Source organism: Acinetobacter sp. BWR-L5, assembly GCF_039655985.1.
GTDB lineage: Bacteria > Pseudomonadota > Gammaproteobacteria > Pseudomonadales > Moraxellaceae > Acinetobacter > Acinetobacter johnsonii.
In genome coordinates this window covers 35,250-48,914 of sequence record NZ_JAGFEV010000010.1, presented here as the reverse complement: position 1 = coordinate 48,914, position 13,665 = coordinate 35,250, and the positions used below count along the sequence as shown (strand labels likewise).

The 13,665-nt window shown below is 42.9% G+C and carries 5 protein-coding genes; all 5 read right to left on the bottom strand.

Annotated features, from left to right (window positions below):
• Window positions 1-133 precede the first annotated feature (133 nt).
• Window positions 134-1,321, bottom strand: a complete 1,188-nt coding sequence (locus tag JZ787_RS15580; protein WP_234966095.1) for an HlyD family efflux transporter periplasmic adaptor subunit — start codon at window positions 1,319-1,321, stop codon at window positions 134-136.
• Window positions 1,318-3,453 (bottom strand): type I secretion system permease/ATPase, encoded by a 2,136-nt coding sequence (locus JZ787_RS15575; protein ID WP_346312784.1) that lies wholly within the window; start codon window positions 3,451-3,453, stop codon window positions 1,318-1,320. The genes JZ787_RS15580 and JZ787_RS15575 overlap by 4 nt, the downstream gene beginning before the upstream one ends.
• Window positions 3,450-5,066 (bottom strand): TolC family protein, encoded by a 1,617-nt coding sequence (locus tag JZ787_RS15570; protein ID WP_346312783.1) that lies wholly within the window; start codon window positions 5,064-5,066, stop codon window positions 3,450-3,452. Before JZ787_RS15570 ends, JZ787_RS15575 begins: the two co-directional genes overlap by 4 nt.
• A complete protein-coding gene (locus JZ787_RS15565; RefSeq protein ID WP_218287581.1) occupies window positions 5,063-6,148 on the bottom strand; it encodes a glycosyltransferase in 1,086 nt (361 codons plus the stop codon). The genes JZ787_RS15570 and JZ787_RS15565 overlap by 4 nt, the downstream gene beginning before the upstream one ends.
• A gap of 92 nt (window positions 6,149-6,240) precedes the next feature.
• A complete protein-coding gene (locus tag JZ787_RS15560; protein WP_346312782.1) occupies window positions 6,241-13,431 on the bottom strand; it encodes a type I secretion C-terminal target domain-containing protein in 7,191 nt (2,396 codons plus the stop codon).
• Window positions 13,432-13,665 lie beyond the last annotated feature (234 nt).

Below are 13,665 nucleotides of genomic sequence, written 5' to 3'. Positions count from 1 at the left end.
TTTAAAACAGCGTCTATTTCAAGCCAATTTTCAGCGCTGATTCTTATTTTTTAAAACCAGTGACTTAATAAAAAAGCCAACGCATATGATCTCATCGTTGGCTTTTTTATTGTTTCAAACCAATGGGCGGATATTAACGTTCACGCAGTGCTTCTTTGGCTTTGTTAAACGGTTTTATTAAATAGTCCAACACCGTCTTATGCCCCGTTTTAATATCCACGACTGCCACCATACCCGGTGTAATGTTAAATTGTTTACCTTGCTTATTGATGAGTTTGTCAGAGTCTGTACGGATATAAGCACGGTAATAGAACTGATCTTGTTTGACCTCATCACGTATTGTATCTGGTGAAATGACCGTCACTTTTCCATGCAAACCGCCATAAATTGAATAATCATAGGCCGTCACTTTCACCAAAGCCTCTTGGTCAGGTCGAATAAAAGCAATATCGCGTGGCGAAATGCGGGCCTCAATTAAAAGCTGTTCATCTAAAGGAACGATGGTCATCAACTTTCCATTTTGTGGAATGACACCACCAATGGTCATGACATCAATTTCTTTGACAATGCCCCGTACAGGTGACTTAAAAACAGTGCGCTGTAAGGTATCCGTTTTGCCTTTAATCACCTGTGCTTGAGTTTCAATATCAATATTGGCTTTGGCCAATTCTTCCCGTGCTTTCACATAATATTGATTGCGAATATCGTTCATCTGATTTCGAAGGTCATTGGCCTCTCGTTTCAAACGAAGCACCTCTACTTCACTGGCTGCCCCTTTTGCGACAAGGGGCTCTGTCATCGCAAGCTCCTGTTCCACCAAAACCAAAGCTTGACTTAAGCCAGATATCGAATCATTTAAGTTCGAACGGCGAGATTGATATAGTGCAGTTTCTTCACTAACTAGCTTCGGAATTTTTAGCACATCTTCTGGAAATACCAAGGGAGTAGCGTTGACCTCCGCACGAAGTCGTGCAGCAGTCGCTTTTGACGCAATTAAGAGTGATTCTGACTCACCTACATTTGAAGCAAAACGCGTTGGATCTAGCTGTGCTAGAACTTGTCCTTGCTTTACAATTTCCCCTTCACTGACATACAGTTTAGTTAAAATCCCGCCTTCTAAGGATTGAATCGATTGTTCTTTAGATGATGGAATGACTTTACCTGAGCCTGTAGAGACTTCTTCTAATTCAAAAAACCATGCCCAAGCCAACAGCACAAGTAATCCAATACAAATCACCCATATGAACTTGCTAACACTCGGTAAAGGCGGTTGAAAGTTGAGAGCAGAAACACTTTTTTTACTAGACTCCGTTTGACTCATGACTTCAACACCTCAGCAGTTTTTTGTTGTTTTGATTGATTTAGAATCTGATCTCGTGGTCCATCCATGACGATCTTTCCATCATTCACCACAATAATCCGATCGACAAGCTCTAAGACCGCACGACGATGTGTCGCAATAATCATAGTTTTAGGTCTTAACCAGTGCTTTAAATGATCAATTAATTGTTTTTCTGTGACTTCATCTAAAAATGACGTTGGTTCATCAAGCAGTAAAATATTCGGCTGACAAATCAATAAGCGCGCCATTAACAAAGCCTGACGTTGTCCACCTGAAAACCCTGTACCACCTTCTAAAATTTGAAAATCGAGCCCTTCCTTTTTAGCTTGAATAAAATCGAGTGCACCTGTAATTTTTAGGACATTTAAAATTTCTTGATCACTGGCCAGAGGTGCTCCAAGCGTCAAATTCTCTCGAACTGTGCCAAAAAAGAGATGTGCATTTTGATTGAGCAATCCCATATCTCGCCTTACATCTGCGGGATCAATCAGTCTTAATTCCAGTCCATCGAGTTTAATTTTGCCTTGTGTGGGTTCTTGCATCCCCGATAACAACTGCAATAAGGTCGATTTACCTGCGCCATTTCGTCCAAGAATCGCAATTTTTTCGCCAGCTCTTATGACCAATTTAGCAATGTGTAAGTTGGGCTTTTCATCTCCATCACTGTATTTAAAACTAACGTCTGTTAAGTCATAATCACCATTGATCACAGGTCGATGAATTAAATGTGCCCGCTCAGGTTGATCAACAGCACGTTTCATCAGTTCATCTAGACCTGTTTTTGCAACTTTTGCCTGTTGTAAGCGCCCAAGTACCCCTGCAATTTGGGCTATAGGTCCAAGCATGCGAGAAGACAGCATCGAACATGCCACCAATGCCCCCGTTGTCATTTCACCTTTCATGACCGCAAAACACCCCACTAACACCACAACAGCAAAGGTCAACCCTTGAATCTTCTGTGTCCATGCATTCAACACACCCACCAACTTTCTCTGACGCATAGAAATATCCGCAGAAATTTCATTCATTCGGTTCCATTGATTTTGAAAGCGAGACTCAGCTCTAAGCAGTTTAATGTCTTCAATACCCTGTACCACTTCAACGAGCATGGCATTACGAATCGCACCTTCACGCATACCTTCTTTAGCCAATTTTGCTAAAGGCTTTTGAATCAGCAGCCCCGGCAAAATCATCAAAGGAACAACCACAAGCATGACCCAAAACAGATTGCCGCCAATAAGCCAAAAGATTACTAAGAACATTAAGAAAAAAGGTAAGTCAGCAATTGCTGAAATGGTGGTTGAAGTGACCAGTTCACGAACCCCATCTAATTCTCTAATTTGAGAAATAAATGTACCTGTTGATTTTGAGCGTTCTTTATTTTTAATGCGTAAAGCATGACCAAAGACCCGATCCGATATCTTTAAATCTGCTCTTTTACCAATAATGTCAGATAAAAAAACCCGTGCAACGCGTATCGAAAACTCAAAAATTGCCGCAATTAATACTCCACCTGCCAGCACCCACAACGTTGGGATTGACTGTGCTGGAATGACACGGTCATAGACATTCATAGAAAAGACGACGGTTGCTAATGCAAGGATATTCGCCATTAAAGAGGCAAACATAATGTCGATATAACGTTTCCAGTCTTGTAATACAATGCCCCAAAACCAACTGGCTTCATAAGGCTTGATGTATTCATCAACCCGGACATCACTCACCGATTTTTCAGGTCGAATGATATAAACAAAGCGAATATGTTCTTGTAGTTTCGTAATGGTATAGGTTTGTGTAAGCCCAGCGTCAGCACTAAATTGGATGCTGATATTGCCTTCTGAATCTGCTTTTTCAATTACAGCAACTTGTCCATCCGATAACTCGACAACAACAGGTAATAACCATGGATTGAGCAAATCCTGACTGAATGGTACTTGACGTAAACTCATCCCCAGTTGACGGGTTATGAGTGTCAAAGTCTCCGCGATAGAATCACTTTGATTCCAGTTGAGTTGCAAACGCAGTTGTTCTTCTGATGTTTCAATACGATAGTGCTTTGCAATACGAAGCACTGCTTTTAGCCATGGTTGGTAATTTAATGAACTGCTCATGACACCACCTCAAGTCCCTGAATAGGCGTATTATTTAATTGATAAACAGCTCTACTACGGCCAGTAATTTCAATATATCGAATCAGTGCTGTATAAATATCATAGCGAGCAGCTTCAATTTCCTGAGCTGCACCATGTATTGCTTGTTCAGCATTGAGCAAGTCAACAACAGTTCGTGTGCCTAATTTATATTGTTCTTGATAGAGTTCTTTGGTTCGTTTTGTGGTTTCACGTCGTTGAGCAAGAACCACCATTTGCTTTTGCTTACTTTCCACTTCTGTCTGAATCAAACGAGTTTGATCCAATACATCTAAATAAACAGTACTGACTTGTGCTTTAGCTGCTTCCTCTGCATAACTAGCAGCACGGTTTCTCGCACTAATCGCTCCACCTTGAAAAAAGGTGCTTGAAGCTTCAAGCATGATTGAATTATAAAAACCATCATCTTCGTTATTATTTGGATTGCGCCCATTTACCGCCTGACTCAGGCTGCCTTTAATATTTAACGTTGGATAGACATTTAATTTAGTTTGTTGCTTCTGAAATTTCGCAATCTGAACTGCAGTTTGTGCGGCCATCATTTTTGAAACGTTATTAAAATCAATTTCATCGTATAACCCTGCTTTTTCAACTAAAAAACTGGGCATATTTATATTTACATTTGAAACGTCGTATCCCAATAAAGTTCTGAGTTTTTGTTGATACTGATGTAATTGGGCTTCCTGAACCACCTTGGTCGATTGCGCTGCTTCTAAATTTGACTGCGCTTGAATCGGATCTGCTTGGCTACTAATACCAGCTTGTGCACGTAACCGCGCAATTTCGGCGATACGACCAATACCACTAATTTGTTGATCAGCAATTTTTACGAGCTCTTCATAACGTTTGATGTTCACAATTGCATTGGCTACTTGGTATGAAATATCATCAATTTCAAGTAATAACTGTGCTTGGTCTTGCATCAACTTTGCTTGTTCGACAGTCACAGCACTTTTTATTTTGCCGAAGTCATAAAGCATTTGTGTCGCAGAAATACTAAAAACTTGTCGGCCACGCTCTCCTGTCGTAAAGTCGCCAGTATTAAATCCTCCTGAAATTTGAGGAAAATACTGTGATTTGACGGTATCAATGTTTGCTTGCTGCTGAGCAATTTCCGCAATGCCTTGAGTAATTTCGGGACGACGTTGCAATGCCTGCCGAATCGCATCTAAAAAATCCAGTTGGCTTCTTTTTGTTACAGCGACAGACCTTACACTATGACTAGGCATGTCAGTCGTCACTGCGGCGCTTATTTTTGGTAACTCTTGGACTGACGATGTATTGGTGAATAAACGATTAAAATCATCAATTTTAATCGTATTGGCTTGATCGTCAGGTTTAGGCTGCCATATTTGATTGATTTTACTTTTAACAGAAGATGGTTGTTCTGTATTGGCACTTGCAAATGTCACGGGAAACAATAGAACTAAACTTAAATATAAAGAGGAGTGCCAAAAACCAGAACTCTTAAGCATACAAATAAAATGCGTTCTTTTTTCGGCAATAGACCATTTGTTCATTAAAAAGATGGATTCAGATTTTGATTCAGAGCGAATCATTTCCTTTTTTTTCATTTATAAAATTTCTCATTTGCCAACATGCGCACTTGCTGTGTCTTCGGGTACTTTTTTTCTGTTAGCAATTTTTGCATGGCTTCTTGGCCTTGCTTTTTATATATTTTACAATAGGTTGCTGAAACAGCCAACTCATCTAATGCTCGCCACTCATAGATACTTGCATCCACAAATAACCCGTCTTTGGGGCTAGGAATATCGATAGCTTGCATAGCAAAATAGCAAGCTAAGTCAAAGTCTTTTTTTAGCCGATAGTAACGTGCTAGAGCATAGAGTGGTTCAGCGCGTGACTGATTTGAAATCCATGATTTTAAATATTCACGATGAATGATGACTTCATCTAGCCCTAGACGTTCAGCCATTTGCGCCGCCCGAAATTGGGCCATCCAGCGCTCCTCCTCCCAACCAACTGCTACAGCACGCTTTAAAAAATACTCGCGTGCTTTTTCAAACATGCCAGCATCACGGTAACTTTGTGCCAAATAAAAAACATAGCGCAAATTATCTGGCTCATCTATGAGTCCTTGTTCCAGCAAAGCAATATCATTGAGATATGTATTTTTATTTTTTGCTCGAGCACCATCATGCTGAACAAATATGTTCAAGCCTTCAAGTGTTTGCCAACGATGTAATTGCTGTGAGTGAAGATATTCATGTATGACCCCTTTCCAACTCCACTCTAGAGTTGTAGAAATCATGGCATTACGTCGATAACGCAAAGCGCCATAAATCACTGGAAAATAATAGGCTTTCGCCGTAAGTGCAGGTAAAACAAAATCTTCAGCAGCTTGCAACTGTTCATCCGCATCAATGAATAAGAGATAATCCGCAGTAGGCAGATCTTTTGAGACTGCAAGCTGTAGTGCCTCTGTACGGTTGTACCCAAAATTTTTCCAAGGCCGTTCATATAACTGCCCAGGAATGTCTTTTAAATAGTCTTGAATAATGTCCTGAGTACCATCACTCGAACCGGTATCTACAATGCACCATGAATCTATCCAAGGTTTAACTGACGCCAAACATCTTAAGATGACATGCGCCTCATTTTTAACAATCATATTTAGGCGAATATGCTTTTTCATTTATTACTTATATCCAATTCATCAAATACATAGAGAAGAGATGCTTTGTGTTTAAACCCACAAAGCATCCTTTTTTATTCCTTTCCTTCTGTTTAGAAGATGATCTGATTATTATTTAATAAGGTCTGAAGTTGATCCTCTGCTGTAGCACCTAAACTACTGGCTGTAATGTTTTCTAGCACCAACAAGTCTGATTTGACAGTAAAGTTCGTTCCACTACCATCTCGGTCAATTGCAATCACTGCATGTCCATTTACATCAGTTGTCACAGAAATATAGTTACCTATATTAGTCGCAGTCTGATGTCCATCGAGCAATGCAGAAACATCAATTTTATCTGCCCCCGCGCCAACCGTAAAATCAGTCCAAGTGTCAGTGCCATTACCACCTCTAGCATCTAAATTATCTAGAAGTTCATATAGCGCTGTGTCATTACCCGTACCACCAGTAAGCGTGTCATTGCCTGACCCTCCAATCAACAAGTCATTCCCCGCGCCACCAATGAGTGTGTCATTTCCATCTCCACCACGTAACAGATCATTGCCAGCGCCACCTGTTAATGTGTCATTACCAGCATAGCCATATAAACGTACACCTTCTGTTGCCGCAGAATGGTCTAGGTTGTCAGTGACATTGGAGCCTTCAAATATGAACGTATCACCATTGCTAAAACTATCGAGTAAGTTCACATCGATTAAGCTACCACCACTCTTCGTTGATGATGCACCTTGACTATCAATGGCTGTCATTGAAACTGAGTTCAGTACATTTGTAGTTAACAAATTACCTGTAAGCAATGTGCCATCTTCCGCACGCATTTCAACTGCTGCTAAAAGCTCATTGATAGCCAAATTGCTAATCGTTCCACCATCTAGTGCCGTAATGATGAGTGTATTGCTATAGCCGAGTAGATTGAGTAAACCACCATCTGTCACTGAGGTAAATTTCAAACCTAGCTCAGTAGCCAACTCTGTACTGACGGCAAAGTAAGCACGTGTTAAGCCAACATTAACTACAGGTTGATAAACCAATTCAACGCGTTGCAAATTGTTGTTTTGGTCGATGACTGAATAAGACTGGCGACTAAGATCTAGTAAGCCAAGTGCATCTACACCAATCAAGCCAAGAAGCGTATTCACTTCTAAACTAATTTCTGGTGCAACATTATTTGGATCAAAGTCTGGCTGATATTGATTGGCGTCTTCTAAACTACCAACTGTTAAATCCACGTTATGTGTATCTGTATCACCATCTCCATCTTTGACTTCAATGTCGATATTCAGATGATCATCAGCTTTAATACTGTCATAAGTCGTCTGATCTAGCACTTGTTCGCCAATGATCAATTTTCCAGATTTAAGTAAGAAATTGATGAGTTCTTCTTGACTATTAAATTGGTCTAGCAGATCTGACACAAATTCAAGTACGATCACTTGATCAACTGCATTTACCGTATCAGAGGCTGTAATATCTGTAATACCACCTGTTGAACTGATATGTATTTCTGTGTTCCCCCCAATTTCAACAAAGTATAAGTACTGTCCTATATTAATTGAGTTAGTGCCAACACGACTCGCACCAGACAACAAACCAGATAGATCAATTGCATCACCACCTTGTGCTACAGAGCGAGTATCAAAATCAAGAATTGTGTCTCTTGCTGCTGATGAAACAGTTCCTTGGTCGCCCGCTTCCCACTTGAAGACCACACGACCTAAGTAGCCTGTCATCGTGTCATTGCCTTTTCCACCAATGATAATGTCATTTCCAGCACCACTATCGATTGTGTCGTCACCAGCTCCACCACGGATGATGTCAGCAAAGTTACTGCCTGTGATGATATCGTTGCCGTCTAGACCATAAATGCGTACAGAGTTAGCTGCTCCACTTTGATCTATTACGTTTGCACCTACTGTACCAGTAATAATAGCTTCGTTAGATTCGTTGTTTGAACCGAGTAATCCACCTAATACATCCGCACTAATTAAATCACTGTGCGTTGAGCTATCTGTGGCGTTATTACTATCAGTCGCTTTGACTGTAAATGTTGGGGCAACTCCAGCTTGTGCTAACCCGCCCAAAGCGCTTGTAGCAACGTTAACAGATCCTAATAACTCATTAAACTTTTGAGCAGCGGCTTCGGGGTCACTAGTAGTAATTGTAAGGGTTTGTCCGTAAATATACCCACTACCATTAGGATTTGGGATAAATGTTGCATTTGCAGAACTCTTCGTTACAGTTAAACCTAGTTCTGTCGCTAGTGTGGTTGAGTAATCCAAAGAATATTGACTAAGACCTAAAGCAGAAGTTAACGAACCTAGGACACTTCCTGCATAGTTTAAAACTGCGGTTATACCTAATGTATTCAATAGACCTGCAAGAATTCCACCAATAATAGGAATACCAGCAACTGCTTGACTTATTACGGCTGATCCTAATTCAGTTGTAATTGATATCTCAACAGTTTTTAGATTTTCATTAGTATCACTAACACTAAACATTTGAGATTTCGATAAATCAACAACACCCAATACATTTGCATCAACGACGCCTAACAATCCGCCACTAGAATTGATTGTGGCCTCAGGCGCTTCATTGACTGCAAGACCTTGGCCTGTAACCTCGACTGTATAGTTTCCAGTGTCTAAATTCACCGTAATGGTTTCACCACGAGCAGTGGTAACCACTAAAGACGTATCTGAACCATCCACTACAGTATGTGAGGCAACAACACCTGAATTAGCAAAGTCATTAGGCGCTGTCACTGTCGTACCATCATAAGTAAACTCTATTCCTTCGATAGTCACTTTACTGACATGTGCGCCTTCTGAATCGCCACCAAAAGTTTCAACGGCAGAGCCACGGTAGGTTTGCGGTACGCTGATATCGAGCGTATCTGCGCCTTGTATGATTTGCTGTGTTAAGTTAGCTGTGCTATCTGTCGCTGCTGTAGGTACACCATCTACAACGTCTAGTATCAATACATCATGCGCAACACCACCATCGAGAACAGGTACAGTAATTGTGATTTTGTCTGCACCAGCCAATGCATGATCCAAACTATGGTTTTGAACAATCGTATAGTCGCCATTATTATTGATCGTGATACTCAACACTGGCTCAGCAAGACCTGCTACCGTTGCAACAAAAGGACTTGCTGCTGTTCCTGCCCCATTCCAAACCACAGCAACGCCACCCACAGTGAGTACAATTGGGTTACCGACTCCATCAACTGCCGTGACGGGCGCTGAGGTACTGTCCATAGCTAGGCTTGTACCTGTTTTAACAGTACTACCTGTAACTGGTGGATTTACACCAACTCCTGCAAGTACGGAATCACTCAGTACTGCTGGAATATCTAAGGTATATGCAGCATCAGCCACCGTTGGTAATGATGTATTACCAACACTGTCAGTAAAAGTCGCTTCAGCATGAACATTACCAGCACCGCCAGCAAACTGACTACCTGGAATAGATGCTGTCCATGTGTTTCCGGTTAGAATTGCAGGATATGTCTGACCATTTACCGTTATCACAACTGTTGCTGAGACTGTATCAGCAGGCAACGTTACAGACCCTGTAACCGTAATATTACCCCCAACTTCGCTGGCATCAATAACATCATCACCAGCAATAGGTGTAAGAATACTGACAGCCCCTCCAACAGGTGGTAATAAATCGACAATGATTGAATCAGTTACTCGATCTACATTACCCCATTGATCCGTTGCTGAAACATCAATCGGATTTTGACCTTCTCGTACTGATACGTTAACTATTAAGGTATGGCTGCTCACCTCTGATGGATTAAGAATATATTTGTCACCATTGACAACAATGATATCTCCGACCTGAGCATCTGCACCTAATGTAATTTTTACAGGGGTATAGTTTTTACCATCCATCTCTGTTGGAGTCAGTATGCCATCGCCACCTACGATATTTACATCATTAGGGAAGTCAATCGAACTTACGATGTCACGCGGTGCACCATCAATCTGTATATCTTTAGATGCATCATCTAACTCAGTCCCTGTATTAGATTTAATATCGACATCTAGCGTCTCAGTTTGTCCTTGTGTTACAGGTACATCTAAAAGTTCTACGTATTTTTGATCTATGTCAGCTTGCGTTACTGTATGTTCTACGCCACCCAAAGAGATAACATCTCCTACGCGGACATCGTCACCAATCTGCACACGAACATCGATCGTACTACCTACACCTAGCTCAGTGTTATCAATAATGTTATTTCCATTCGTATCACTTATGACATTCACATTACCAATATAGTTCCCATCAGTGACTTCAAAGAATTTAAAGTCTACATCTGTCTGACCATCGCTATTTGAGGCATCAACACGTATGAAATTTAACCCGTCCAATACAGATACAGAAACTTCTATTTCTCCTGCATCAATATCTTGTTGAGTAAGCACATACGGAGTGCCATTTACTATAATGACATCTGTTGCCTTGGCATCTGCACCCAATCCAATCGTTATTGTATTTGGCCCATCTAGAAGCTCGCGCTGACTGAGTTTTCCATTTGCATTTGCATCGGCATTTAAAGTAATACCTGTAATCAAATCAGCTGATCCACTTACACCTGTAGCACCAGTTTCGCCTGTAGCGCCTGTTTCGCCTGTGGCACCCGTAGCACCCGTTTCGCCTGTGGCACCCGTTGCACCATCTGCACCTACAAGCCCTGTTTCACCCGTTGCACCAGTTTCACCTGTAGCACCTGTTTCACCTGTAGCACCTGTTTCGCCCGTTGCACCAGTTTCGCCTGTGGCACCAGTTTCGCCTGTAGCACCCGTTTCGCCTGTGGCACCAGTTTCACCTGTAGCACCCGTTTCGCCTGTGGCACCTGTTTCACCTGTAGATCCCGTTGCACCAGTTGCGCCAGTTTCGCCTGTGGCACCTGTTTCACCCGTTTCACCCGTTGCACCAGTTTCGCCTGTGGCACCTGTTTCGCCCGTAGCACCTGTGGCACCAGTTTCACCTGTAGCGCCTGTAGATCCCGTTGCACCTGTTTCACCCGTTGCACCAGTTTCGCCCGTTGCACCAGTTTCGCCTGTGGCACCAGTTTCACCCGTTGCACCTGTTTCGCCTGTAGCACCTGTTTCGCCCGTAGCACCTGTAGATCCCGTAGCACCAGTTTCGCCTGTAGCACCAGTTTCGCCTGTGGCACCCGTAGCACCAGTAGATCCTGTAGCGCCTGTTTCACCCGTAGCACCATTTTCGCCTGTGGCACCTGTTTCGCCCGTTGCACCAGTTTCGCCTGTAGCGCCTATAGATCCCGTTGCACCAGTTTCGCCTGTGGCACCAGTTCCACCTGTAGCGCCTGTTTCGCCCGTTGCACCAGTTTCGCCTGTAGCGCCAGTTTCGCCTGTGGCACCTGTTTCGCCCGTTGCACCAGTTTCGCCTGTAGCGCCTATAGATCCCGTTGCACCAGTTTCGCCTGTAGCACCAGTTTCGCCTGTGGCACCTGTTTCGCCCGTTGCACCAGTTTCGCCCGTAGCACCCGTTGCACCAGTTTCGCCTGTAGCACCAGTTTCACCTGTAGATCCCGTTGCACCTGTTTCGCCCGTAGCACCCGTAGATCCCGTTGCACCTGTTTCGCCTGTAGCACCCGTAGATCCAGTAGCGCCAGCCTCACCTTTCAAATATTCAGCCAAGTCTGAAACTGTAGAACCTACTGGTAATTCACCAGCATCAATCAATAATTCTAATACTGATTTACCATCCGCACCTGTGGCGCCAGTCGCACCATCTGCTCCTTTAAGGTAGTCAATCAGATCGTTCGTATCTGAACCCGGTGGTAATTCTCCAGCTTCGATCAGCAACTCTAGTGCTGACTTACCATCCGCACCTGTGGCACCTGTTGCGCCAGCCGCGCCATCTGCGCCTTTAAGGTAATCAATCAGATCATTCGTATCTGAACCCGGTGGTAATTCTCCAGCTTCGATCAGCAACTCTAGTGCTGACTTACCATCCGCACCTGTGGCACCTGTTGCGCCAGCCGCGCCATCTGCTCCTTTAAGGTAGTCAATCAAGTCGTTTGTATCTGAACCCGGTGGTAATTCTCCAGCTTCGATCAGCAACTCTAGTGCTGATTTGCCATCTGCACCTGTGGCACCTGTTGCGCCAGTCGCACCATCTGCACCTTTGAGGTAATCAATCAAGTTATTCGTATCTGAACCCGGTGGTAATTCTCCAGCTTCGATCAGCAACTCTAGTGCTGACTTACCATCCGCACCTGTGGCACCTGTTGCGCCAGTCGCTCCATCTGCGCCTTTGAGGTAATCAATCAAGTCATTCGTATCTGAACCCGGTGGTAATTCTCCAGCTTCGATCAGCAACTCTAGTGCTGACTTACCATCCGCACCTGTGGCACCTGTTGCGCCAGTCGCGCCATCTGCGCCTTTAAGGTAGTCAATCAAGTCGTTTGTATCTGAACCCGGTGGTAATTCACCCGCATCAATCAAAAGCTCTAGTGCTGACTTACCATCCGCACCTGTGGCACCTGTTGCGCCAGTCGCGCCATCTGCTCCTTTAAGGTAGTCAATCAAGTCGTTTGTATCTGAACCCGGTGGTAATTCACCCGCATCAATCAAAAGCTCTAGTGCTGACTTACCATCCGCACCTGTGGCACCTGTTGCGCCAGCCGCGCCATCTGCACCTTTGAGGTAATCAATCAAGTCGTTTGTATCAGAACCTGGTGGTAATTCTCCAGCTTCGATCAGCAACTCTAGTGCTGATTTGCCATCTGCACCTGTTGCGCCAGTCGCACCATCTGCACCCTTTAAATATTCAATTAAGTCATTAAGGGTTGCATCGGTTGGTAATTCACCTGCATCAATCAATAACTCTAAGGCTGATTTCCCATCTGCACCTGATGCACCTGTCGCACCAATCGCACCATCTAACCCTTTTAGGTAATTGATCAAATCATTAATATTCGCATCGGTTGGTAATTCACCTGCATCAATCAATAACTCTAAAGCTGATTTTCCATCTGCACCTGATGCACCTGTCGCACCATCCACACCTTTTAAATATTCAATTAAATCAGTAATGGTTGCATCTGCAGGTAATTCTCCAGCTTCGATAAGCAGGTCTAAAATTGACTTTCCATCTTCACCCGTAGATCCAGTGGCACCCGTTTCACCTATAGCGCCTTTAGAACCAGAACCTGAATCATCATCTGAATCATTTGCTGCCCAAGCTATCATGCCTCCCGCAGCTAATGGAATTGCAATCCACGCTAATGCAGACATTCCATTATCATCGTAAAGTAAAGGTTCAATATCACTCAAAGTTGAATATGTTGCATTTATAGCATCGCCATTAGCAACAAAATCTACCCATATTAAGGCATTACTACCTTCTAAAACTAAACTATTATCCGATGCGAAAAAACCAACAATTGTTATAATCTCTCCATTATTTAAAATAACTTTGAGATCATTCCCTTCTTTTGAAAAACTCTTAACATCATCTTTATTTAGCTG

What these genes read in the sequence shown, in the direction of transcription:
- JZ787_RS15580 (WP_234966095.1), bottom strand. Translation starts at nt 1,321, where the DNA reads ATGAGTCAAACGGAGTCTAGTAAAAAAAGTGTTTCTGCTCTCAACTTT.
- JZ787_RS15575 (WP_346312784.1), bottom strand. Translation starts at nt 3,453, where the DNA reads ATGAGCAGTTCATTAAATTACCAACCATGGCTAAAAGCAGTGCTTCGT.
- JZ787_RS15570 (WP_346312783.1), bottom strand. Translation starts at nt 5,066, where the DNA reads ATGAAAAAAAAGGAAATGATTCGCTCTGAATCAAAATCTGAATCCATC.
- JZ787_RS15565 (WP_218287581.1), bottom strand. Translation starts at nt 6,148, where the DNA reads ATGAAAAAGCATATTCGCCTAAATATGATTGTTAAAAATGAGGCGCAT.
- JZ787_RS15560 (WP_346312782.1), bottom strand. Translation starts at nt 13,431, where the DNA reads ATGTCTGCATTAGCGTGGATTGCAATTCCATTAGCTGCGGGAGGCATG.